The 25976-nt window shown below is 64.2% G+C and carries 16 protein-coding genes; 12 read left to right on the forward strand and 4 right to left on the reverse strand.

Annotated elements, in window-relative coordinates:
* Window positions 1–50: 50 nt before the first annotated feature.
* A complete protein-coding gene (locus IEY68_RS19285) occupies window positions 51–2567 on the reverse strand; it encodes a type IV secretory system conjugative DNA transfer family protein (protein ID WP_058853743.1) in 2517 nt (838 codons plus the stop codon).
* Between the two features lie 3 nt (window positions 2568–2570).
* Window positions 2571–2774 (reverse strand): hypothetical protein, encoded by a 204-nt coding sequence (locus IEY68_RS19290; RefSeq protein WP_058853744.1) that lies wholly within the window; start codon window positions 2772–2774, stop codon window positions 2571–2573.
* Between the two features lie 222 nt (window positions 2775–2996).
* On the opposite strand from IEY68_RS19290, the gene IEY68_RS19295 reads away from it, so the two are divergent.
* Window positions 2997–3455: a Het-E N-terminal domain-containing protein gene (locus IEY68_RS19295; RefSeq protein ID WP_058853745.1), complete on the forward strand. Its 459-nt coding sequence runs from the start codon at window positions 2997–2999 to the stop codon at window positions 3453–3455.
* Between the two features lie 206 nt (window positions 3456–3661).
* Entirely contained in the window at window positions 3662–5845 is a 2184-nt protein-coding gene (fxsT, locus tag IEY68_RS19300) for an FxSxx-COOH system tetratricopeptide repeat protein (RefSeq protein WP_189094374.1), read from the forward strand.
* A gap of 614 nt (window positions 5846–6459) precedes the next feature.
* Here the strand turns inward: fxsT and IEY68_RS19305 are convergent.
* Complete coding sequence (locus IEY68_RS19305) at window positions 6460–6939, reverse strand: GNAT family N-acetyltransferase (protein WP_062998620.1); 480 nt, start codon at window positions 6937–6939, stop codon at window positions 6460–6462.
* Entirely contained in the window at window positions 6936–10004 is a 3069-nt protein-coding gene (locus IEY68_RS19310; RefSeq protein ID WP_189094375.1) for an orotidine 5'-phosphate decarboxylase / HUMPS family protein, read from the reverse strand. The genes IEY68_RS19305 and IEY68_RS19310 overlap by 4 nt, the downstream gene beginning before the upstream one ends.
* 581 nt (window positions 10005–10585) lie before the next feature.
* On the opposite strand from IEY68_RS19310, the gene IEY68_RS19315 reads away from it, so the two are divergent.
* The 10 genes from IEY68_RS19315 (at window position 10586) to IEY68_RS19360 (ending at window position 25913) form a co-directional block, all read left to right on the forward strand.
* Window positions 10586–10894, forward strand: a complete 309-nt coding sequence (locus IEY68_RS19315) for a hypothetical protein (protein ID WP_062998616.1) — start codon at window positions 10586–10588, stop codon at window positions 10892–10894.
* 158 nt (window positions 10895–11052) lie between these two features.
* Window positions 11053–12372: a cytochrome P450 family protein gene (locus IEY68_RS19320; RefSeq protein ID WP_373292989.1), complete on the forward strand. Its 1320-nt coding sequence runs from the start codon at window positions 11053–11055 to the stop codon at window positions 12370–12372.
* Window positions 12373–12471: 99 nt separating this feature from the next.
* Window positions 12472–12924: a cytochrome P450 gene (locus IEY68_RS36940; protein WP_308434981.1), complete on the forward strand. Its 453-nt coding sequence runs from the start codon at window positions 12472–12474 to the stop codon at window positions 12922–12924.
* A 354-nt stretch (window positions 12925–13278) separates the two neighbouring features.
* Window positions 13279–15156 (forward strand): ATP-dependent nuclease, encoded by a 1878-nt coding sequence (locus IEY68_RS19330; protein WP_189094376.1) that lies wholly within the window; start codon window positions 13279–13281, stop codon window positions 15154–15156.
* Window positions 15153–17081, forward strand: a complete 1929-nt coding sequence (locus IEY68_RS19335) for a UvrD-helicase domain-containing protein (protein WP_062998608.1) — start codon at window positions 15153–15155, stop codon at window positions 17079–17081. Before IEY68_RS19330 ends, IEY68_RS19335 begins: the two co-directional genes overlap by 4 nt.
* A gap of 455 nt (window positions 17082–17536) precedes the next feature.
* Window positions 17537–18739: a restriction endonuclease-related protein gene (locus IEY68_RS19340; RefSeq protein ID WP_189094377.1), complete on the forward strand. Its 1203-nt coding sequence runs from the start codon at window positions 17537–17539 to the stop codon at window positions 18737–18739.
* 245 nt (window positions 18740–18984) lie between these two features.
* The gene (locus tag IEY68_RS19345) at window positions 18985–21960 is read left to right on the forward strand and encodes an ATP-dependent DNA helicase (RefSeq protein ID WP_189094378.1); all 2976 of its coding nucleotides are present in this window, start codon (window positions 18985–18987) and stop codon (window positions 21958–21960) included.
* Window positions 21960–24410 (forward strand): RNaseH domain-containing protein, encoded by a 2451-nt coding sequence (locus IEY68_RS19350; protein ID WP_062998602.1) that lies wholly within the window; start codon window positions 21960–21962, stop codon window positions 24408–24410. The genes IEY68_RS19345 and IEY68_RS19350 overlap by 1 nt, the downstream gene beginning before the upstream one ends.
* A gap of 893 nt (window positions 24411–25303) precedes the next feature.
* Window positions 25304–25645, forward strand: a complete 342-nt coding sequence (locus IEY68_RS19355; RefSeq protein ID WP_189094379.1) for a transposase — start codon at window positions 25304–25306, stop codon at window positions 25643–25645.
* Between the two features lie 37 nt (window positions 25646–25682).
* Window positions 25683–25913, forward strand: a complete 231-nt coding sequence (locus tag IEY68_RS19360; RefSeq protein WP_189094380.1) for an IS3 family transposase — start codon at window positions 25683–25685, stop codon at window positions 25911–25913.
* Window positions 25914–25976: the final 63 nt, after the last annotated feature.

Here is a 25976-nt window from a genome sequence, read left to right on the forward strand (position 1 = left end):
ATCGAATTACCTGTCGGTCGGGCGACTTACGGCAGCTGCGGCGACGACGGTCAAGAGAGGCGGGGATCGCGGGCAACCGTTAGCCGGGTGGTTGGCTTGCTGAGATCCGGATCTCGTTCGGTCACCGGTTCGGTCGGCGCCTGCGGTGGTGTGGCGAGGCGTGCACGCGCCGCCGTGCGGATCTCGCGAGCACGGCCCGGAACAGCTGGCGGCAGAGGTTTCGTGGTGAGGGTGAACGGCGGAGCTTGCTGGCCGCGGACCAGGATCCGGGCGGCGGCGTGGTAGGCGTCGAGGTGGGTCAGGTCGTGTTCGGACAGCCAAGGGTTGGTGTGGCGGGCCAGCTCGCGGGCGTCTTCGGGAGAGGCGGTGAAGATGACCTTGTTGCGGGCGTTGGCCGAGACTGCGGCACGCATATCCGAGGGCAGTTGGCCGAGGTTCTGGTGTGCGAGGACCAGGGACAGGCGCAGACCGCGGGCTTCGGCGAGCATGTCCTCCACCGGGGTGGCGAGGTTGAGGAAGTTGTGGGCTTCGTCCAAGACAAGAGACGCGTCGGCGCGCTGGTCGGGGTGGGTAGCTACGCGCGCGGTGGTGGCTTGCCAGGTGCGGGCGACCAGCAGCGAACCCATGAGCCGGCTGGTGTCCTCGCCGAGGGAGCCCTTCGGGATCCGGGCCAGACAGATCCCACCCTGGTCGAGGACCTCGCCCAGGTCCACGGTCGAGGGTCCTGCAGCAAGGGAATCGCGCACGAATTGCCGGAACAAGAAGTGCCGCAGCTTGTTCAACAGGGGCCCGATGACTTGGTTACGGGCCGAATCGGTCAATTCCTCATACGAGGACCAGAACCCCCGCAGGATCGGGTCGCTGGTTGTTCGGGTGACCCGGGCACGGAACGCGGGTTCGGTCAACAGGCGGGGGAGGTCGGTCAATGTCGCGACCCCGGGCTGGCGGCACAGCGTGAGCAGACTCGCCCGCAGGACATCGTCGGTACGCGGGCCCCACCATTGAGCGAAGGTGCGGTGAAAGATCGTGGCCAGGTTGTCCACCGCTCGGTCGGTACCTGCACGATCGGCGGGTGTGTCGAGCGGATTCAAACACGGTGGCCGGCTGCGGGAATCGGCATCGAACAACACGACGCGGTCGGCGCACCGGCGGGGGAGGCGGGCGAGGATATCGGTGATCAGGTCCCCCTTGGGATCGACGACGACCACCCCGCGGTCCTGGTCGGCCTCATCGAGAATCAACCGCGCGAGCAGCGTGGATTTCCCGACCCCGGTCGGCCCGAGCACGTGCAGGTGATGGCGGGCATCGGCGACCCGCACCGCCACCGAACGCCCACCCGGGGTATCGGAGGCACCGAGGGCTTTCGCGTAGGTTGCCGCGACCGGGATCTCGGGTGTGGGTGCAATGGCGCGGGCACCGGCGCGCTGCACTCCGGGGATGGCCGGATCGTGCGGAAGGTGCGCGATCGCTGCTAGTTCGGCTACGGACAGCAGGTCGCCACGGCCGAGCCGTCTGTGCGCGAGCGCCGAGCCCAATCGTCGGTGGCGGCGGTGCCGGTAGTAGTTGTGATCGGTACACGACCCGAACACCACCGCCAGCGCACCCGCCCGCCCCCGCGCCACGGCTCTTGCCGCGGATCGGTTGCCCGTGTCGGGCACGGCGACGGCGTAGCGGACGACGCTCTCCCAGTGCCCGCCCCGGGCTTTATCGGCGGCAGCACGGTGCTCCGTGGTGTCCTGCATCGCCACCTGCCGGTCCTTCGTCCGAGTCGCGGCTGCAACGCGGGTTCGGCCGGAACGGCGAACCGGGCCAGGAGTGAGCAAGTCGAGGACTTCTCGTAGCAGCGCAACCGGCCATACGGTGGTGGCGTGGGTGCGAGTGCCGCGGCGGACGCGACGGCCGGTGACCGGCCGTGCCAGCACCTGCACGCAGGCGGCTTGGCCGGGCGCGAGATCGTCGGCGGCGGAGATCAAGTCACGGACCAGATCCCCACCGTGGTAATCGGTGCGGATAGGCAGTGCTTCGCGGCGTCCCAGTCGCAGCGCACCGCCGGAGAGTACCTGCCGTGCCTTGGCCCCGGGAAGTGGGAGAGGGCCTGTGGCGGTGTGGCTGGTCCGGGTGTGTGCACCCGGCCATGCCGAGGCCACCGCCCGCTCCACCAACCCCGGTGGAACTCGACCGGGAACCCAGATCCGAATAGCGACACCGGTTTCTGGGGTCACGGTGTATTCGAATCCGAGGTGTGGTTGCCCGAACACTGCGCGCCGCCATGCCGGGCGCAGTTGCCCGGTCAAATGCGCCCACAACGCTGCCGCACCTTTCGGATCGACCTCGGGCGGCGTGAGGACTGTGATCTGGCGGGCGTCGACACCCAGCCGGCGCTGGCGCACGCCGGCAAGAATCCGCGTGAGTGCGAGCACCGCCACTACCAGCAGGACGCCGGTCACGGAGGCCGGGCTGGTGACGACCCGTGCGGCAGTGTCGAGGAGGTCTCGCAGCGCTGTGGCAGGGTCGAGCAATATCCCACTCAGCCCGGTCTGAGCGGCCGAGTACCGAAGGCCCGGCATAGCCTATGCCGCCTGGACATCGACGTATGTATCCCCATCGCCCCGGTCATCCCCGTGCTCGTCGTCGAAGTCGATTTCCTCCGTGCTGCGACCGGCAGGAGCGATCACGGCGTCGGCGAGGTCGAGCCCGGCTTCCCCCGCATTGTCGGTGTCGGCGAGTTCGCTGGGGTCGGTGGTGATCAGTGCGTGTTCCTCGGGCGAGGCCATCGCCTATGCGGCGATGCGTCGCAGTCGGTGCCGAAATGTGTCACGTTGGAGCACTGGCAGGGGCGTTGGAACAGGCCACGCACCCGGTCCCGGCTGGCAGCCAGTAATGCAGTGGGTACTGGTTCGAGGCGTAGCTGCTGAATTTAGTCCGTGTCGGCGGGCGATCTCGAATAGCATCGGGGGCAACAGTCAAGGTCGGGGGCGGATCATGGGAGGGCATGTATGGATTTGACGGTCGTCACTGCTGCGGTGGCATTGGTTGCTGCGGGCGCGGGTGCGGGGTTGACCGAGGCAGCCAAACTCGCGGTCACCGATGCTTACGCGGGCCTGAAACAGATTCTTCGCAGCCGGTATCCGAGTGTGGACGTGTCGGGAGTGGAACGGCGTCCCGACTCCGAGGCCAAACGAGTATCACTCGAGGAAGACCTGACAGAGGCGGGCGCGGAGACCGATGAGGATCTGCTCGCGGCCGCGCAGCAGGTCATCGACACGATCGGTGAGCACAGCCCGGAAGCCTTCGAACGGATCGGCCTGGATTTGGCCGATATTGAGGTCGGTGGATCGTTCAACGCGCACCGAATCCACGCCTCCGATGTCGGGGTACGGGTGACCGGCGCTAAGATCGCACAGGACTTTAACGCCACCGACATCACCGCCGGGGAGCCGCCCCACCCTCGGTGAGTGTGCCGGGGACCGCCGGTCCCGACACACACTTACAGCCCACCGGCAGTGCCAGCGCGGGCCGGGCCGGGCCGGTCACGGTTCAAATATCCGGTTCCCCGATCGGCGGGAACGTCGCCATACAGATCGTGAACCGGGCAGTACGACACGACCTGACCGAGCAGTTGCTTCGGGTCGGCGACTTCCCTGACGTGCCAATTCGGTTCGTGGAGCGAGCCACGCTGGAGGAGATCGCTGACGGGTTCCGGACCAGTACCCAGGTGTCGTTGTGTTCGCTGACCGGTCTGCGGGGCATCGGCAAAACCCAGCTCGCTGCCGCCTACGCGCGTCAGCGGCTGGCAGAGCCCGTTGCGGGTGTTGTGGCCTGGTTCAACGCCGAATCCCGTGAAAAGCTGGAAGCCGAACTCCACCGTCTGGCCCTGATCCTCGGTGTCGCCGACCCCGACGGTGATGCCCGAGCCTCGGCTCGGGCTGTGGTGCGGGCGTTGAACGACCGGTCCGGTCGGCATCTGCTGATCTTCGACAACGCGGTAGACCCCGACCTGATCGCCGAGTACCGGCCCACCCGGTCCACACGAACCCTGATCACCAGTACCGACCACCGATTCGCGGTGATCGGTACACAGGTGCACGTCAGCACTTACACCCGTGACGAATCGGTGGGTTATCTGATCACCCGCACCGCCCGCACCGACCCCGCCGGTGCCGGCGAACTCGCTGAACTCCTGGGCGACCACGCCCTCGGATTGGCGGTCGCGGCAGCAACGATCACCCAGCGCTCCACCCGGTTCCCCACCTTCGGCGACTACAGCACGTTCCTGCGCACACGAACCCTCGCCGAGACTCTGCCACGACACCCGGGCAGTGACTACCCGCTCCCCATGGACACGGCGCTACGAGAAGCTGTCGACGCAGCCGTGGACCACACCTGCGGACCCATCATCGATATGTTGTTGCGGGTCATCGCGATACTGGCCCCCGAAGGTGTCCTGGTCGACACCCTGCACCGGCTCATACCCGAGGATCGCGGGCTTGTCGCTGATGCCATCGACGCCTGCCGGAACCTGTCGATCCTCACCGGCACCGGCGGTCGGGTCGTCATGCACCGCCTCACCGCCCGCGCCCTGCGCGAGTACCGCCTCACCGACGACGAAACCCTCGACGCCACAGCTCGATCGGCCGTGGCAATATTGCGGCCGGATGTGAGTTACGACTCGCTCACGGTCCACGATGCTGTCGTGGTCGCCGAAACCTCTGCGCATCTGGACCACGCATGGTCAGTAGTAGAAGACCGCGCGATAACCACTGAGACAGCCGCTGCGCTCCTTCGATCACTGTCCGCTACGGTGTGGCATTCCGCACGGTCGGGTACAAGCCTGTCCGCGACCATCGAACGCGGAGAACACATCGCCGCGAGATCGTCCACGCTCCTGGGCTCCGAGCACCGCGCCACTTTGACCAGCCGTAGCAATCTCGCTGACGCCTACCGGGAGGCGGGGCGGGTGGGCGAGGCGATCGCCCTGTACGAGGCGGTCCTTACCGACTATGAGCGGGTGCTGGGCTCCGAGCACCCCGCCACCTTGACCAGCCGCAATAACCTCGCTAGAGCCTACCGGGAGGCGGGGCGGGTGGGCGAGGCGATCGCCCTGTACGAGGCGGTTCTCACCGACTATGAGCGGGTGCTGGGCTCCGAGCACCCCGCCACCTTGGCCAGCCGCAACAATCTCGCTGACGCCTACCGGAAGGCGGGGCGGGTGGGCGAGGCGATCGCCCTGTACGAGGCGGTTCTCACCGACTATGAGCGGGTGCTGGGCTCCGAGCACCCCGCCACCTTGACCAGCCGTAGCAATCTCGCTGACGCCTACCGGAAGGCGGGGCGGGTGGACGAGGCAATCACCCTGCACGAGGCGGTTCTCACCGATCGTGAGCGGGTGCTGGGCTCCGAGCACCCGGACACCATGGCCAGCCGTAGCAATCTCGCTGACGCCTACCGGAAGGCGGGGCGGGTGGACGAGGCAATCACCCTGCACGAGGCGGTCCTCACCGACTATGAGCGGGTGCTGAGCTCCGAGCACCCCGCCACCATGGCCAGCCGCAACAACCTCGCTAGCGCCTACGCGACCATGGGGCGGGCGGACGACGCGATCACCCTGCTCGCGGCGGTTCTCACCGATCGTGAGCGGGTGCTGGGCTCCGAGCACCCAGACACGTTGACCAGCCGCAACAATCTCGCTTACGGCTACCAGGCGGCGGGGCGGGTGGACGAGGCGATCACCCTGTACGAGGCGGTCCTCACCGACTGTGACCGGGTGCTGGGGTCCAAGCACCCGCTCACGCGGACTGTCGATACCAATCTGTGGTGGCTGATTTCCAGCCCGTTTTCGGACTGAGCGGATAGAGACTCCGACTTATCGTCAGCTGTTGTCGACTGCCTCAGGCGAATCGCGCCGCGCGTGACACGATCCGCTCGGCGTAGGGCTGAACTGCCGCAAATCCCGAGTTGACAGGTAGCCGCTCATCGGCATTACAGGGCGTTCGGCGGGTCACCGGACGCCGGTATCGCATTGCAGATTTGGAACATGTTCACGCAACGAAATACGGCAGTCGGTGTCCGACGCCTCGCTGTGAGGCCGTCCCCTGACGGGTGGTGAACAGCGGACGTCGGCGCTGCGGTTCGATACTGATCATCCGACTGAGGTGCTGTCGAGATTCACGAACACCAAATCGAGCGGTGTTGGGATTCGCAACCAAGGTGGTGCCGAGATTCGCGACCAGAACCAACTGGCCACTGGCTCGCTGCGAGAGCGCTGTGCGTGGCTGATCAGCAGACTCGCGTGGACTGTGCCAGCGTGCATTTACCGACTAATCGGTGCACCCTTCGCGGTGTCTCGGCATACGTGGCCTACGAAGCCAGGTATCAAGTTGAAACGTTGTCCGGGGCGTCGTCGCCGGGGCGGGTTGAGCGAAGCTGGGCATGGAGGCGTAATTCGCGAGCAGCCGAGATTCATTCCAGGGAAAGGGCGTAGACGGCCCGGTCCCGACCGGGGCCTTTGAAGTCGGCGGTCACGGAGATTCCGTCGACCTCATGGTCACCGACTACGTTGTCGAATCCGAGCGAAGTCCAACTCGCGTGTGCTGCCCGGTTGTCGGGTTCGGAGGTCAGATATAGGCGGCGGCAACCCCAGACCTCGGCTCGGGATCGCACGGAGCCCAAAAGTGAGTGGGCGATACGGCGGCGCCGGTACTGCGGGTGGACCATGACGTCCTGGATGTACACATCTGCGGGGTCATCCTGGCTTCGGAACGCCATCACCGCGCCGGCAATCGTGTTGTCCGGGCTGATCGCCACGGGGCAGGTGGTGGAGAACAGCGTTGCGTACAGCCAGTAGTCGGACAGGGTGCGTGCGCTGATGTAGGGCTCGCCGAGCCGCATCAGCTCGCGGACGTCTTCGATGTGTTCGAGCTGGAGGGGGGTGATGATCAAAGGTTCTCCTTGGTGCGGAACTTGCGCTCGAGCCTGGCGAGCTGGGAAATCGTATCGGCCGGGGTGACAGCGTCTGCGACGCTTCGGCCGATGATGGCGATGTCCCAGTTGTCATTGTTCAGCGCGTCGTCGTCGGGGTCGAAGCCACCGGAGACCGCAACGGGCAGCTGGCTGTACCTGCGTATTTCCGCGGCTGTGTCGAGTGGGTGGTGGTCGCCGCGGACACCGAGGTCGATGTTGGTGGTGACGACGAATCCGTCGATTCCGGTGCGCTCCATATCGCGTATCCAAGCCGGTGTGACGTGCTGGGGCGCAACGTCGAGGGTGAGCGCGACGCCGAGCCGCTGCGCCGCGGCGACGGCGGTGGAAACGCTGGCTGTCGACGCGGGGCCGATCAAGAGGACGACATCAGCGCCCGCTTCGGCGGCGAGCTCGACCTGGTCGCGTCCCCAATCGGAGGACATCATTTCAGCGACGACGGCTGTGTCCGGTGTGCAACGCTTGATGTTCTCGATCGCGGCGATACCTGCCCTCTTGATCAGGGGGTCGCCGATCTCGATGAAGTCCGCCCCGGCTTTCAGCGCTACATGGGCTATCTCGATGGCGCGGTCGAGCGTATGTACGTCGAGCGCGATCTGGAGGGAGCGTTTGCCGCGGCGGCGTCGATACCATTCGTGGATACTCGTGGTTCCCCGCTCATGTCGCCGCCGGACCGCACTGGCCTCCCGAGCCGTGAGCCAGTGTGTGGAGCGTTCGCCGCAGGAGACGAGAGACTCCTCGATTTGGTATGGGAGCGGGATCCACCCTGATCGCACCTCCTTGAGCAGGCCTATGAGGCCGATGCTTCCAGCCGGAAGCGAATCGGGGGTGGCGACGCCGCTCAGCAGCTGTATTCGGGTCACGAGCTTCGCGACCTGCGTGGGCGGCCGGAGCCAGGTTTTGTCGGTCGCGACAATGGAGAGGATATCGTCGGCAACCGCTCGGTCGGACGCGGGTTCTCGCCTTGCAGCAACGACTCCCCGGAGGGCTTGCTCGCGCACATGCCAGTTTCCGTCAGCGAGGAGTCGGCGAAAGACACGGTAGGCGTTGGGAGTATCGAGGGCGCTGACGATCCGGGCGAGGCCGGCTCGCACTTTGTAGTCGTGATCAGTGGCGAGCTGCTCGATGACAGCCTCCGCCTGTGGCGGGCCGAGGCTGTGGCGTCTGGGCAGCGATTCGGCGAGCGCAGCGCGTACACGCCAGTCGAGGTGGTGCACGAGCCGGTGCAGGACTCCACGGGGATCATGACCCGGGCCGGTGAAGAGATCGAAATAGCGGGCGAGGAACGCGGCTTCCGGCGCCGAGTCGAGATCGATCTGTGTGGAGATGCGGGCGCTTATCTCCACGTCGAGTACATCTTCGACATGGCGTGCCATGTGGGGCCAGATGTCCGATCCATGGGTACGCAGTTGCTCGACCAACCACTGGGCGTGCCGGTCGCCGAGTACTTCGGGAAGAGCTGGTGTTGCCAACACCGCGATGGTCAGCGCCTGTGCCCGCGCATGAGAACAGCGGTGGGCAGCTGAGCGTACGACCTCGTCTACCAGCACTCCGGCGGAGACCATGGTGTCGAGCAACATCGGCAACGCAATATCGACATTGACCGCTGGTGCCGAGGCGATGACCCCGATGAGGTGGCGTGCGCGGGCGTCGAGAGCGCAGACCAGGAAATCGAAGACAGTGCGCGCGGCAGCCGATTGTGAGGCTCCGGCGGCGAGCTCGTTGAACGCGGCGACGGTGGTCGAGGATCTCCCGAGGTCGGCCATCTGATCAGCGATCCAAATCGCAAGAAAGTAAGCCGAGAAGACGCCGTGGGTGAATCGAAGATACTGGTCAGGGCCCTGCTCCAGGAACGGGGAAACCGGACGCCGGGATTCATTGGAAGCGAGGAGTGTTCGGGACGAATCGACCAGACCGCTGGGTATCGCATCGGGTGTCAATTCGCATGCGATCTGAGCCAGGTGGTCGGTGGTCGAAGCGACGGGTTGCGGGTGCTGACCGAGAAGTGTTCGTACGCAGTGGTCGACAAGGTGGAATCCATTCGCCACACGATCGTTTGTCCCGCCTTGGACGGCTTGTCCGGCGCCATGGAGCATCTGGGAATACAGAGGGATCGTCGCCAGCGATTGCAGCGGTGGCGGTAGATGCGCGAAAGGGGTCTCGTTCTCGCGACGGGTGGCATCCCACCATTCGCGTGTTTCGGCGATGGACCACGGCATCACGGTGTACGAAGCCGTCGGAGACGCGCCCACGCGGCCGAACGTCGACGCCGCCAAGATCGGGAACGAGGAGAGATCCAGCTCTGGCGGTGTCCGGACTACCAGTACAAACCGAAGGTCGTGTGAGCTGGTTTGACGCAGGATGGCATCGACCTGTCGACCTACAAAGGAGAGTTGCTCCTCCGACGCGATACCGTCCACGACGACCATGAGCGGACCTGCCAACGCGTCGGCCGCACGTTCCAGGGCGAGTAGCGCATCATCGCCTCCCGGCAGGGATCCATACCGCAAGATCTCGGTCGCCAGATCCGTGGTCGGTAAGGCCCACGTCGAGCACACGTGGAGCTGAAAATTCACATGGTCTGCGCCGTCGCGCATCAGATACTGGGAGAGGCAAGTCTTGCCGCTGCCCAGACCGCCGGCAATGACGAATACCCTTGCTGTGGATTCCAGGAATTGCCGAAATCGCGATACGGCCGCTCGCTCTACGCGGTACGGCCCTTCGAGGAGAGCTGCTCCGGCCGTTTCCATAAGGAACACGGTCCGCGGTCCGGAGCGATCGCCGAGCTGATGCTCGACCGGCGCCGACCGTGCGGGCCCTGTCCTGTCCTCAGATGAGTCGCCTCGCGTTGCGGACTGCAGGATGAATTCGAATCTGGTCACTACATCCGGCTGGGATCGAGCCAGTTCCGTATCAAGAATCTGTTGCGTCTCGTAGCGCAGCTTCGCTTCGGCCCCACGTCGTTCCCAGTTGGAGACCGCCGCATCGTTGACTCCCAGATGAGCGGCGAATTCACGGACGCTCATCCTCGTGGCCTCACGCAGTGCGCGCGCCTCGTATCCCGTCCATCTGGCCACTACTGATGCCATCAGCCCGGCTCATCCCCCTTGTCGAATCGCACGGAGACCGCCGATCGGCAGCCATCGGAATGCGAGAGTAGGGCAAGTCTAGGACAGCGACCCGTGTTCATGATCTGTCTCCGATGCCAGCCTGAATCAGCCCGGTTCGCAACGCCTCTGAGCCGAGCGAATCGAACCTGTACCGGCAATCCCGAAAGGGCAGAGAAGATGCATCCGCAGCACTTGGTGACCTGTGTCCGCGCCCGCACAGGTAGCCCGCTGACCCGCGCCGCCATCAGACGAGTCGGTGAATGCAACTGCGGCGGCCCGGGCTGTCAAGACGCCGGTCGAGCGGGAATGACAGGCTCGTCATGTCCCTTGTGAGAGAACTTCTCGCTGATGAGGTCGTGCTCGAGCTTGCTTGCCGGGGCCTGCCAATCCTCAGCTCGAGTCCGGTCGTCGAGGCTGCGTCCGAACTGGGCGACTTTCATGCAGCTCTGTACCTCGAAGCCGGTCCCGGAGTTCTCGATGCTCAGCGATTGCGCCTGATGCGCGACATCGACATGCTGGCCGCCGCCGCGGCACCGGACCCTCGGTTGGGCGCGCGGACGAACACTGAATCGTTCGGTGCTCTGGTGGACCAGATCGCGAGCTGCTGCGCGATCGCCTTCCGTGCGCCCCGGTCACGGGTCGGGGCATGCGAAGTCGACGATGCGCTCGCTCAGTTGCGCTGGCTGGGTGGCGAGTACAGCGACCTCATCGACGAGGTCGCCACGGGTATCTGCCGTCTGCCTCCGCTCGCGCACTCCCGCGTGGGGATCTTGGGTATCAGGCTGCTGACCTGCCGAATGCCATAAGGAAAGGCCATGAGGAAGGCCAGTAGAAGCCACTTGTCCCTGTCGCCCGTTCGGCACGGGGACCAACAGCCGAACCAGAGTTCGAGAACGAAAGGGTTGAGCCTCCGAATGAAGTCGGCGGAAAGCACGAAGAACACCGGGGCCAAGGGATCCGGCCGATGATAGCGGTGCCGGCCCCGCAGCCTGGAGTCAGTCCTGCGGTTGGAAGCGGGATGGTGGTGGTGCGAGGCCGGGTGGCGTTGTACTCGCAGGAGTTCGCAGACGATCCCCACGCCGCCTACCGGGACATGCGAAAGATCTACGGACCATTGGTGCCAGTATGGCTGGAACCGGAGGTCCCGGCGACGTTGGTGGTCGGCTACCGGACCGCTCTGCAGATCCTCAACGACCCTGACCGCTTCCCCGCCGACCCGCAGATCTGGGAGCGTGACATCCCCGACGAATGCCCGGCCAAAGCCATGCTGAGGTGTCGCCGCAACGCGGTCCGTACCGCCGGTGCAGAGCACGCCCGGTACCGCCGGGCGATCGTCGACGCGCTGGCCCCACTCGATTTGTATGCCGTGGAGGCGGCAGTCGACCAGGTTGCCGAGCAACTGATCAATGCCTTCTGTGAATCGGGGATCGCAGAGCTACGCGGTCAATACGCGGCGCCGTTGACGTTCCAGGTGATGAGCCAATTGCTCGGGCTTCCCCCCGTCGAGGCGGAGCAGGCATGGGCGGACATGGCCGCGATCCTGGACGGCGTCGCCGAGGCGGGACCGCGGTTCGCCGCAGGCCTGTACCAGGTCGTCACGGCCACACGCGCTGCTCTGAAAACCAGCGGAACCGCCATGCGCAACAACGTCATCACACGGTTGATCACACACCCGGCCGACCTCGACGACCGGGAGGTCGTTGAGCAGTTGGCCTTGCTTCTGGGGCCGGGCACAGAGCCGGCCGCCAACGTCATCACCAACACGGTCCTGTTGATGATGACCGATCCCCGGTTCGCCGGTGGGATGCTCGACGGTTCGCTCTCGATTCGTGACGCCATCGACGAGGTCCTCTACTCGGACACCCCGCTCATGAATTTCTGTATGAGCTACCCGCGGCAGGCGCAATTGATCGAGGGCGTATGGCTGCCCGCGCACCAGCCCGTGGTCATCTCTATGGCTGCCGCTAACAACGATCCTGCGATCCTGCCCGTCGGCGGCGACCGTTCCGGCAACCGGGCTCATCTGTCGTGGGGTGGGGGACCGCACGAATGTCCGGCGCAGTCGCTGGCAGAAATCATGATCCACCGCGCCATCGGCCAGCTTCTCGACGTCGCCCCCGATATCGCGCTCGCCGACCCTCACCACGGAGTGCGATGGCGACCCGGGGCATTCCACCGTGCCGTGGCCGAACTCCACGTCGTCTTTGCTGCCTGTCCGCCGCTGCGGCTCGCGATGCCACCACAACTCCAGCTATCAACTTCTGCCCGGGAGATGAACCGATGACGGCATACACCGTGAACCAGGAACCGATCGTGTTGACCGGCGCCGACCTGGCCGCCGAGCTGGCAATGCTCCGCGCTCGAGGTCCGCTGGCCCGGGTGCCTGCGGGTCCAGCCGCCGATCGTGCACATGCCGTTCCGGTTCGCGGTCGAGGATATCGATATCGACCTCGACACCGGCTCCCTCCGGATCGCGAAAGGCGACGTCCTGCTCGCCTCGCTGGCCGCCGTCGGACGCGATCCGCGGATCCATCACGACCCGGACCGATTCGATCCGCGACGCCGGGTGAAAGACCATCTCGCCTTCGGACACGGCGCTCATTTCTGCTTGGGTGCGCCTCTGGCTCGACTCGAAGCCACGATCGCACTGCCTGCCCTGTTCACCCGGTTTCGGGACATGCAGCTGACCACTGGTGCAGGCCAGCTGAAACGGCTGCCCAGCATCGTGGTCAACGGGCATCAGGAACTTCCGGTGTCTCTCGGACTGCCGCCGCGGACCTTCGCGGATGCTCGTCAGCCAGGCCACCACGCGCCAGGCGATCGCCGTGGTGAATGACCCAGGCCGGATCGGACGTCGAAGTGGTGGTCACGGAACCAGTACCGTTCTTCCTGGACGCATTCAAGGGGTTCGCCTGTGGGCCCCAAAGCTGTGGGTCGAGTGCGGGGTAGCGGACAACGTCGCGACTGCAAGACCGGCCCTGCGCTCGCCCGACCACAGCTCTCGTTGACGCCGCCGACGCGGCCGATGGGATGCCTGGCCCGGTGGTTTGTGACGGGTTGATCCCACTGCAGGGTGATACCCGGCGTCTCGTAATATCTTTCGAAACCGCATGCAGGCGGAGCGGTCGGGGATACCTGCGCGCAGGAGCGCAGGTCTGGTAACAGGGGAGCGACGATGTACTTGTCGTGCGTGCGTGCTGAGAACTTCCGGATTTTCGGATCGGCCCCAGGCGAGCACAGTGATGAAGATGGTCGTCTAGAGCTGGAGCTCGACCGGGGTACGAACGTGCTGGTCGGTGAGAATGACAGCGGAAAGTCCGCGATTATCGACGCGATCCGTATCTGTCTGCTCACCACCGCGGCGGACTACTCCCGGGTCACCCGAGACGACTTTCACGTCGGCCCTGCGGGCAGAGCAACATCCTTCACCATCACGTGCGGTTTCACCGAGCTCACCGTGGAGGAACAGGCGACCTTCCTCGAACTCGTCACGACCGACCGCGGGGGCGTTGCCAGCCTGTTCGTCACCGTACATGCCGAAATGATGGACCCGGTACGTCCGAAGCGTATCTCGATCAGTACTCGAACCGGACCGGACGGCAGTGGTCCTGCGCTGGACGGTGCGGCGCGCGAGCTACTGAAGGCGACCTACCTGCGTCCGTTGCGCGACGCGGAAGCCGAAATGCGTTCTGGTCGCGGATCGCGGCTGTCGCAGATCCTGGCCGGCTACCCGGCCATGACCGCCGAACAGGTGGACGATTTCGATGAAGAGGCCGACTCCGCAAGCACTCTGGTCGGAATTCTCCGTCGTGCCGAGCACCATCTGGCCAAGAACAACGCAGTACTGTTAGCACTCGAGGACATCAATGGCGACTACCTCAGTAGATTCGCGATCGGTACCGATAAACTGCGGGGCCAGATCACAGTGTCCGGGGACGCTACGCTGGCCCGGGCGTTGGAGCGGCTCGAGCTGGCCTTGACCCCAGAGACAGGCGAGTGGACTCGGCGAGGGCTCGGGTACAACAATGCTCTGTTCATGGCTGCGGAGCTGCTTCTGCTCGGCAATAGCGACATCGCGCCCCTGCTCCTGATCGAAGAGCCTGAAGCGCACTTGCACCCACAGATGCAGGCCCGGATCATGGATCTGCTCCAAGAGCGCGCCCAGATCGGTCAGGACAGTGTGCGCTCCACCGCTCCAGTTCAGGTTCTCTTGACTACCCACAGCCCGAACCTGGCGTCTGCGATCCCAGTAGAGCACTTGACCCTCGTAGCCAGGGGAGGTACCTTCCGGCTCGCCCCAGGCTCGACCTATCTGGGTAGCGGCGATTACGAGTTCTTGACCCGGTTCCTCGATGTCACCAAGGCGGGTCTGTTCTTCGCCCGTGCGGTCGCGATCGTGGAGGGCGACGCTGAGGCCATCCTCCTCCCCGCACTGGCCGCAGCGACCGGGAGTCCTTTCAACGCGAGCGGCGTTACCGTCGTGAACGTTGGCACCGTGGGCTTATTCCGCTACAGCCGTATCTTCCAGCGTGACGGCGAGCAGATCCCCGTGGCCATCGCCTGCATCCGTGACCGCGACCTCGTCCCGGCCGGAACACCCGATGACATGCGGGGTGAATTGAAATGCGCACAAGAGATGGAACCGGACGAGATCACCCACCACCTCGACAAGCTGACATCCGGCGACAGCGGCAACGTCCGAACTTTCGTCTCCGACCATTGGACTCTCGAATACGACCTCGCCGCCGCGTCCTGGGAAATGGCGACACTGATGCATCAGGCGGCGCAAGCAGCGGTCCTGTCGAAGTCAGCCTGGCCCGACGCGGTCACCCTCGCCGAGTCCGACACGTCAGCGGCGAAGCAGGTCACACAATGGCGCGACGACGGAGAATCGTTGGAGGCCAAAGCCATCAAGATCTACGAGCCGTTGCGCATGAAAAAGGCGAGTAAGCCCATCACCGCGCAACACGCCGCACGTCTTCTCCAGACCACTCCCATCACCGAGGAACAGCTACCCAAATACCTGGTCCAGGCCTTCTCTCACCTGCGTTCGGCGGCGCCACGATGACGACCCTTTACCGTGCGGATGCCTTCACTCGCGATCGTATTGAAGCGTGTGCTTCCGAACTGGAATTGCAGCTCTCCGACCAGGAGCAATGGGACTTCCTCCAGCGTGTCGACGCGCTGGACTTACAGGCCGCACCGGGCTCAGGAAAGACGAGCCTGATCAGTCTGAAACTCCTGATACTCGCCACCCACTGGACGAGTACGACCCGCGGCATCTGCGTGCTCTCACACACCAACACTGCCAAGGACGAAATCATCGCCCGGATCAGAGACTCTCCCAGTGGTGCTCGGTTACAGCGCTACCCGCATTTCATCGGAACGATCCAATCGTTTACCAGCACGTTCCTCGCAATGCCACACCTCCGGGGGATGCGCAAGCAGGTCCAGATTGTCGATAACGACGAGTACACATATCACGCCAAACGCACCCTCGCAGAGGGACAAAGCTTCAGAACGTTGAAAGCCTTCCTCAACCGGCATCGCGACGGCGCGGACTTGGTCGCTCACGCTGAGTTCCGCTTCGAAGAAGGCCAACTCACCATCGTGTCCTCCCGGGAACTACCCTTCGGCCCCACCAGCGCAAGCGGACAGCAGTTCATCAGTTTGAAGCATCATTTGGCCAGCCAAGGCATCTTTCGCTATGCGGACATGTTCGCCCTGGCCGAACTGCACCTCTCCCGTCGTTCAGGCCTGGGTCGCGCGGTCGCACACCGCTTCCCCTTCGTCCTGGTCGATGAAATGCAAGACACGAGCTCGCTACAGCAGAAGCTTCTGGACCAGGTCTTCGGCGACGCTTCGACAGTTGTTCAACGTGTCGGTGACGTCAACCAGCGGATCTTCACTGATGGGTCCACGGCCCCCTCGTCTTTCCCGCGCCGGGATTCTCTGGAATTACCCGTCAGCCGACGATTTGGCAGCAGCATTGCCGAGCTTGCCAGTTCACTCACGGTCCACCTCCCTCAAACAATCCATGGTAGGGGCCCTACTGGAACGATCGCGGTCCTGCTCTACGACGAAACCTGCGTGACCCAGGTTGTGCCGGTTTTCGAGCGGATCGCAGCAGAGGTCATTCCGCGTCCGCTTCTCGAGCAGCGGGCGCCGCGGGTCCTTGCTTCACGCCTGCAAACTGGTACATCGAAGGCATTCCCGCAGTCCCTCGCCTGCTACGTACCGGAATCCGCAGCGACTACGCCGAGCGGTCGATCAGCCTCACTGCTCATCAACGCACGCGAGGCACGGGCACAGTGGCAATCTGGAGCAAGCCGTGCCGCCGTCGACCTTCTGTGGGAGGCGGTCAGATCAGCGACCAAGTCCGCCACGGATGAAGTCCTCCCAGCACTGCGTTCCCTGAGCAGAGACACCGATACCCCAGGCGCCCAAATGAGGGCCCTGCTCCTCGACATCCTCACCGACTCGAACGACGACGAAACCAGCTGGAATCACCTGATGAATAGCATGAACGGCCTGTTGTCGGAGTTGTTGAGTCAAGCCGGCCCAGTTCGGATCACGCTAGGTGAGCCTGCGCACTACGTCGCGCCGGCCGCGCGCATCTCCGAGGCGGCTGTGATCCCACGGGACGGAGCTGTGGTGGAGAAAGTGCGGAGTGAGCTGGGCTCAATTCAGAGTGCCAAGGGTGAAACTCATACCGCGACCCTTGTTCTGGAGTGCTTGGACCGGCGCGGGAAGAACCACGATGTGCACGAGGTGCTGAGGTTACTCTCAGCAGGCGGGGACCTTGAAAGAGCAACAGCCACCGTACGGAACCTCGCCCAACTGGTATTCGTCGGAGCAACACGACCAACCCAGCTACTCGCATTCGCAGTCCACCGAGAGCGAGCATCGTCATATCTGAATTTCTTCGACTCCAGCAACTGGGTAGTCCATGACCTGACGCTGCAGAGTGACTCGGGTCGAAAATCTGACTGACTGGGCAACATGGAGCAAGTACAGGGTTATCGCCGGTGGCCGTGACGATCGGTTGGGACGGGCGCCACGTCGATCAACGCGCTGACGAGAACGGTAGAGGAGAGCAAGATCTCACCTCCAATCCGCGGAATCTCGGCCAGGATTTCGGCGAGGAAGGCGCGGCGGGTCGTCGAACAATTCAACGTACGGGTCGTCGAGAAGGGATAGGACCAGGGCGAACGTGGATGCCGCACGCCGAGGGAACGCGGCGCGCGTCACTAGAACTCATTCACCGGAACACGATCAGGCCTCCTGACGCGTGGACGCGGCGCGCGTTGAGGCCTCGACACGGCGAGCCATCGTGAGGGTTGGGGCGCCGGATTCGTGCGGCAGGCCGGTTCAGCGCGCTCGTCGGACGGTTCTTGTCGGTGCTCGTCGTTAGGGTGCCGTGCATATCTGACCGCGAAGGAGGCGTGGTGACAGGGTCGCTGGCGATGCCGATGGGACGCGAGGCGGTGGTGACTGCCTGTGTTCAGGCGGCGAATGTGTGGTGGAGTGATGGCGTTCCAGTGGGGACGAAATGGCGGCGGGTGGCGGAGTTGCACGGCCGGGTTGCTCTGGCCCACTTGGTGTCGACCGGTCGGGTATTCCCACTGGTGGAGTTCGTCGACGCGCTCGGTGGCAGCTTGTCGTCACTGCTGCCGCCGTCAATGCGTGAGGACTGCGATGCTGTAGATCTCCTGGAGGACGGTGGGCTCAGCAGCGCTGCGGCTGACCTGCTCCTGGAGAACATGTCACCGTCGGTGACAGCGGCCGATATGGCCGGTTGGAGCTGGAAGTCGCTGAGCGCAGAGAAGGTCCAAGGCTGGCTGTTCCGCCAGTTGCTGGTCACCGGATCACAGAGCGGCTATGTCGAGGCCCGGTCCACCGTGATCCGCAATTCCGCAGGGCCCCTGGTCGGCATCAATGACGCGATCAAGCGAGCTGGATTACCGCGAGACGGCTTGTACGAGTCGATTCCGGCGTGGGCGTGGACGGCGAAAGACGGCCAGAAGTATTGGTTCGGGTGCCCGATATGTGGGTGGCCGATGCGGGTACAGCTGGATCGGATGACCTGCCAGTATCGCCCACACGCGGATATGCTGGGCTGGATCGCGGTCGTGTGGCAGAAGTCCGGGACGCCACAGCTCGGCCCATTCAATCGGAAGAAGTTGCCAGGCATTCAAGTCGTCCGTGACCGCGACTGCGCCGCGCATCCTGTCGAGGACCACCTTTGTCTGGTGCCAGCGGTGTGGCGATATTCGACCATCCCAGGCCTGGAGGAATGCCATCTTTGCGAGGAGTGCAACCAGATTCCGGGGGTCCATGCCGCTCTATGGCCTGACCTCGACTCATACGATCTTTCGGTGGCGCAGCCGAACGGTAAGACCTGGCGGGTCGATGTCAAGGACTACACAGATCCCGGACGCCTGGCATCGGTCTTGTCGAACAAAGCAGTCCTACGCGACCCGACGTTCCGGATCGTGGTGCCCGACTACCGGTCACGCCAGGTGCCGCTACTGAACGAGCGGTTGAATGAGGCGTTTGGGACAGCGCGCCGGACGTACGCAATGACTAGCCGGCAGTTTCTCGGCATGATCCGACGATCGGCCGCCAAAGGGACGGACGGTGCCCGATGACCTTCTCACCCTCCACGCGATCACGCCGTGACCTCGCGGAACTCACACCGCCAGCGCTGCGCGCCACCTTCGCGCTGGCCGAAATCCACTTCCCGCGCGACGTGGAGGGCCAACGCCATGTAGATCCGCGTGACGCCTACTTTTTCCTATCAGGGCATCTGGAGGTGTGGTCGAAATGGCGGAATGGGTTGCCCGCGAGCGAGGCAACCGCTATTGACACTCTGTTGCGGTTTCGGCCACGGCGGTTGGCGACCGAAAGTGGGTTCCGGATCTCGGTCGACTCGGCGTTACGTCACGGCAGACTGATCCGCTACGAAAGGACAGACAACGACAGCCTGTTGCGGGTGATGAGCGGTATACCTGCCGACCAGGTGCTCGCCGAAGCGCTGGAGGAGCTGGAACAGGCGGCACAGCAGCGGCAATGGCTGCCACCTGTTGCCCCCGGACCCAAAACCTATATCTCGTCGGTCTATCTGGGTGCGTCTTCCGGTCGCCAGGAGTTCCGGACCGGCACCTTCCTGGTCCCCGACGTGCCGGTGGGGATTGAGCCGATCCACCTGTCACCCTCGCCGGAGCGCTCGGCGCTGACTTTGGACTTCGATACTCTCCGTATTGCCGCGAAGGAGATCGATGCCGCGGGAACGCATGGATTCTCGCTGTACGACGTCCTCGACGGCTTCGCTGCCGGGCTGCGGACATCCAGCCACTCGGCGGCGAGTTCTCTCGATCTGCGTGCCGGGCCGCTGAACTTGCTCGTGGCACCGACAGGTTCCGGGAAGAGCATCTTTATGCGGGTCGCAGCTTCGTCTCTGGCGCGTGAAGGGAACTCGGTGCTTCTGGTGACTCCAGGGGTCGAGGACACCCTGGCGTTGGCCGAGCAGATCGAAGGAGACCTGCGCGCGGTCGGATCCGAGGCCGAGGTTGTTGCGCTGATGTCACCTCGTCGGTTGATCGAGGTCGCTGAACAGCGCGCCAACGACGCGACTGAGGTTTCCGGTGATCCTCGCCGGACGTGGGATCGCCTCGGCTATTCGTGTCTGCTACCAGTAATCGATGGGCCACCGTGGGAACCCGGGCAGGAACCGTGCACCAATCTGCGCGTGCCTGACGAGGAGCAACGCTATCGGTGCCCGCTGATCAGTGTCTGCGAAAAGTGGCGACCATGGCGCCGAGCTGCTGAGTCGGCGAAGGTGATCGTCACCAATCACGCCTACTTCCAGAGCGGATCTGTTCCTGTCCCGGTGACTCTGAACGGGCGTCCCCGGCCGCGGATAACGGTCCAAGAGTTTCTGCTGCAGCGCGCTGATGTCGTGATGATCGACGAGATCGACGCGTTCCAGGCCCAGGCTGTGGAGAACTCCGGACGGACACTGGTGCTCGCACGGCGTGACAGCGAGGACCTGTTACTGGGCAAGTTGGATCGTCAACGGCGCGAACAAGTCTTCGCCGGCACGGTACCCGCCGAGCTGGAGCTGGACTTCCAGCGAATCATGAAGAGACTGGACTACATCCCCGAACGCTACCTGGCCGCAGTGGTGCACAAGTTCATCGACCCTGCCGACCCCATCCGGAGCCGCCACCGGCCACGGCTGCACATTCCGCGCCGATGGGACAACCTGCTGGCATGCCGACTGTGCGGTCTCGACGAACGGACCGAGCGTCCGACCGACGCGCAACTGGACAGCTTCGAATCGCTGTTTCATCAGCGTGAACCCAAGATGCCGCTTCCCGAAGGTTGGGGTGTGCTGCGTGAGGAACTGCGTGCCGCGGTCTCGATGCAACCATCAGGTGACCAGCTGGCGGATCGGCGCGACGCGATCCGGAATCATCTTGTGCAACTGGAGGTACAAGAAGTCGAGCAGACCGCGGAGCTGATGCTCCGGCGGGTGTTCCTCGGCGAAATCCATCGCGACCTCGCCTCGCTCGAACAACGACTCCCACTCATGCGTGACGCCGGCATGCGACTTGCCGATGAGGTCGAGGCGACGCTGGACCGCGGATCGTCATGGCAGGCCACTCCCGAAGGGCCGATCGGCCGGACCGTCTTCGGATTCGCGACCACCGGTGATCCGGACCGCACCGACGACCGCACACTGACCACGGAGATAATCTCCGGCGACCCCCACGTCTACACCGCCGAACTCGGCCGCACCACCGCCGCCGCGCTGACCGGAGCACCACGCATCGTGCTGGCACTGTCGGCCACGGCCTACCTGCCGGAATCGCCGACCTTGCACGTCCATGCCCCCGTGCGGTGGTACTACCCGGACCACACCGACCACGGCACCGGCAAGGTGACAATCCGCAGCAGCGCCGTCACCGGGCTCGGCGGCACAGGCATCGTCTTCTCCGGCGCACCCAAACATCGCAAGCCCGAGCTGATGAACCAACTCGGCTTCTTCCTGTGGCAGCAGACACTGGAAGACCACCTCGACAGGCTGCACAACCATGCCGACACACAACGCCGCTCCAGGGCCCGCGTCCTGCTGGTCGTCAACTCCTACAACCAAGGAGTACAGCTGGCCCGTGGACTGATCCGCGCCGGAGCCGCCCGCTCGCGCGTCTGCCTGGCAGTCCCAGCAGCCTCGGAGGGACGACGCGACCAGCTCGAGCTGCCCAGCGACGTGCACGTTCTGCCGGCCAACCGGCTCAAGGACTTCCCGAACACCGGCGCCGACGTGCTCATCTCGCCATTCGCTCGCGTAGCCCGCGGCCTCAACATCGTGGTCGAAAACAAATCCGCACTGGACTCCATCTGGGTATGCGTCCGGCCGATCAAACTCATCGATCGCCCCGCAGCACTCGTCGCTCACACAGGCGCCAAAGCTCTCCTCGGCCGTGACGCATCCGACCAGCCAGCCGCGGAATTAGCCGAGCGACACGAACTGTCCGCCTCCCACCTGGAGCTGATCAACCGGGCCAACCCCGCATTCAGCAGGCTACCCAGAATCGTGCGCGTCGCGGTGTTCGCCGACGTGTTCGGAGACCTCAACCAGCTGATCGGCCGCGCCCGCCGAGGCGGCACCGATACCACCTTGTACCTGGTGGACAACGCATTCAACCCGGACGGGAGCGCACCCGGCAGCAGCTTCCACGCCCTGTTCACACACCTCTACCACAGCTGGGAGAGACTCGGAGAGATCGACACCGTACGTCAGATCTACGGCACCACCCTCGACGCCTTCGTTCGCTTCGCTTTGCCCACGACAAGGAACCGCTGATGCAGACCCTCGCCTTCCCCATCACCGAGGAGATCGCCGGGAAGGTGCTGTGCTACAACACCTCTCCGGAGCTGGCGGACGCATGGGAACAACTGTCGCGGCGCCACAACGGCGGTGAGGCGTCGAAGAGGCTCCCGTACACGAACCTGACCCAAGCGCTGCGATTCGTACTCGGAGACTTCGCTGCGATTCAGCGTGGTCCAGACGGCACGATGATCCTCACCCGCCGAGAGATACCCGACGGAGTGACCTCCCGCCTGTTCGCTCACTTCGAGCGTCAACTCGCTGACCGTGACAAGCTCCCATTCGAGAACACTCTCGCCCCCTTGCTGGCCGACATGAATCCCGAGACCATCCAGGTCGGTAACTACCTCGAGACGGTCGGACCGACCGGGGAAACCGACCTTCCAGGCTGGGTCTACGACGTCGTCACCTGGCAAGCAGCCGAGACGATTGCAGCACAACCACTCCATCTACCGTCAGGTCGTACACTGAGGTTGCGGCCAGACACTGCGGGCAACCTCCTCGCCTGGGAGGATCTGCTGCCCGGAAACCATGCAGCGCAGGGAAAACCCACCGCTATGCATTACCTGAGCCTGAAGGCCACGACCACTCCAGGCTGGGCCGGCCCGTTGCTGAGCATCGACGCGCATGTCAGCCGACTCTCCACCAGAATGCACCTCACCCGCAATCTCTGGCTTGCTACCGATCCGAATCGTGCGGTACTGACCTGTGGGAAGCAGTGGAATGCAAAATCCAAGCGGTATCAGCTCAAGGGCTGGGTCGCCGATCTAGTCGACTCCTTCAGCGTGCGCGGGATCCCGGAACTCGACGACCAGACCTTGACTCGCGATTGGGAGCGGGTCCGCGGCAAGTTCGAGAAGACCCCGGATACCCATGTGGTCGGCCCGGGCCCGGGCCGGAAATTCCTCAATGCCGTCCTGGACCACGCCCTCGCGTCGTTGCCTACGGGCTCCGAGCCGCTGACGCTGGTGGACAGCAAGATCCGGACCCCAGATCGCAGCGATAAAGCACGCAAGAACCCCGACACCCCAAAGGACCGGATCAGTCTCACCGAAACTGTTCGCCGGTCCAACAAGGGCCTGGACTTGATAGTTCTTGCTTCCGACGATGCTGCGGAGGCCCGTGCGGCTACTGCTTTCGCCGATGCACTCGATATCGACGCAAACCAGCTCCGAGGTACCGAAGACCCGGTCGAAATATTGCCAGGACTGCTGCGTGTCCGCTTTCACCCCGCGCCCCCCGAGGTTCTACTCGAACCAGGAGACAACACCACCCGTACACTGCTTGCCCAGGCAATCGCTACGGAGGTTCCTGCCGGCTGGACAGGTGCGGTCCTTGCCCAGAGCGACGAACAGCGAGCTGCTGCGAAACCGGTCGGTCAGGACCCGAAGCGACAACTGCGCCGGGGGTTTGCAGTAATGGGCGTCAGCAGCCAGTTCCTGGACCGCCGGACCGCACCCCAGCCCGGGAAGCACGACTACCCGGGCGATGCTGCGGTCCTGGATCTGCTCCGCGCCACTGGGCTCACCGGCACCCTGCCAGGCGCTATCTTCACCAAGCCGCTGAACCGGGGCCCAGTTCTGGTGATCGGCGTCTACTCGGCAATCCAAACGAAGCCCGCCACCCGAATGATAAGCGTCGCTGCCACTGTCACCAACGGCGACGACCAACCCTGGACAGTCTTCGGATACCACCCCGACGCAGGCGGATGGAAGCCCTACCAGCTCACCACCACCAAACACCACGCCACCACAATCAGCCCCTTCGCCCCCTCGACCACATCGGCAAGTCGCGACCGGCATGCAGCGGCATACGTGCGCAGAGCACTCGACCAGGCGCTGCTGAAGTTTCCCGATCTGCCAGTGGTCCTCTACCTCAACGGCGTGGGATGCCGCAGCCTGTGGCAGGGACTGGCGAACCGAACCCTCGGCATCGACAACCCAGACGGACTCCCACACTTCGGGCTCGCCAACGCCGACGACCGTTCGATCGGCGTGGTCCGCGTCATCACCAACGACGACGGCGAGCTGTTCCAACCCGTGCGCCCCTCAACCGGCACCCCGTCCGAGAGGCCGTCCGTCGGCGTCAGCACCAAACTCCACAAACTGCCCAGCACCCGCCGCGACGTCTACTACCTCGTCAATCAATCCCGCAGCGACCAAGCATTCAACACGAATGTGCGTGCGGGCGGCAGCAAAACCCGCTTCGAGGTCGAGGAGGATCCCCGCGTCCTGGCCACCCCATGGCCAGCATTGACCTGTACCGAATTCACCATCCTCGACCACGGACAATGGACAGCCGACCAACTCGGTGCACTCAGCGCCCGACTGTGTGGGCACCCCCTCGTCTGGGACGGAAGAACCTCACGCCCCATCCCCCTGCACCTCGCCAGGCAAGCCCTGCAAGACCATCCCGACCGCACCTGACCGACTCCCGGGACTACTAGAGGAGGTTTGTGGAAGCGGGGAACGTCAGGCCCAAGGAAGCGGGGGAGTTACACATGGCAAGGTATTTGATCGCTTGGTTAGCGGGTTGCGGTGCTTGTGGCCGTGAGTTCCGTGAGGCAGAGGTGAAGATCCGCATGCACAATGGCAAGGACAAAGCAGCAGTCAGCGCTGCTGTCGCAGCCCTACGCTCCATCGCGCACGCCGAGCGCTGGCTCTTGCCGACCGACTACGACCTGGACGACGAAACCGAGACACGATGCCCCGACTGCGCTCGGCAACGGCGAGCCAGCGACCCAACCACGCTATACCTTATCCGGTCCAAGCGTCGCAATGCACTCAAAGTTGGTGTAGCTGGAGCGATGTCGACACGACTGAAAACCCATTACCGACGCGGGTGGGAGATGGTCGAACTGAACGGCAGACCGTGCCTATGGCTGATGTCCCGAACTGATGCCCTCACCGTCGAGCGGGCCGTCGTGCAACGATGGCGAAACGCAGGAGTACCGATGGCCCTGGCGTGCACCATCGCCGCCGAGAACGGCTATACCGAGACGGCGAGCCTCGATACGGCCTTGATAGAGGTCAGGCCCGGTCGAAGACCGGGCCTGACCTATTTATTGTGTCTGGCCCCCCCGTTTACCCCCCGCTTTGGTCCTAGATCCTGTTTGCCTGTGCTGCCTACGCGGTCGTGTTATCTCCTATGTCCACCGTAGTTGGGCTGTCGCTTTCGGTAGCTGGCCAACCGCCATGGATGCCGCGCGGCTGCGACGGAACAATCGATGAGCGGTAATCACGATTTGTTGGCTTGAGGCTCCCCCCGGGTAGTGGACACCGAGTTAGCAGGATCGTTTGTCCTGCGGAAGGATGTCCCTGTGTCTCGGAAACGTCGGTCGTTCACGACCGAGTACAAGGTCGAGGCTGCTCATCGGGTGATCGATTCCGGTCGCACGGTCGCCGAGGTCTCGAGAGAACTCGGCGTGCACGAGAGCCTGCTGGGCCGATGGGTCGCCGATGAACGCCGTCGCATGGAAGCTGCTGCGGTGCATCGTGAACAGCCGTTGTCCGGTGCGGAGCGGGCGGAGTTGCTGCGGTTGCGCAAGCAGGTCGCCGAGCAGGACAAAGACATCGCGTTCCTGAAAAAGCTTCGGCGTACTTTGCCGCGATGCAGCAGAACCGGCCCGGTTCGAGCTGATGGCAGAGTGCGCCGCTGCTGATGCGTTCACCGGCGCTGCTGGTGAGGACGTCGCGCGGATGGCGCGATTGTTGAATGTGTCGAGGTCCGGATACTACGAGTACCGGAAACGCTGCCGGTCGAGGGTGTTGACACCCGCGGCGCAGCGCCGGGCGGACCTGGCAGTCAAGATCGTGGCCCATCACCGTGAATCCGACGGCACCTACGGTGCCCCACGAATCACCGCCGATCTACGTGAGGCCGGTGAGAAGGTCACCGAGAAGACCGTCGCCAAGATCATGGCCTCTTGAATCGTCACGGGTTTGGGGCCGCTTCCTTCTTTGAGGAAGATGGTCTCCATCATGTCGAAGCGC

It is taken from the genome of Nocardia jinanensis (genome assembly GCF_014645735.1).
Lineage (GTDB): Bacteria > Actinomycetota > Actinomycetes > Mycobacteriales > Mycobacteriaceae > Nocardia > Nocardia jinanensis.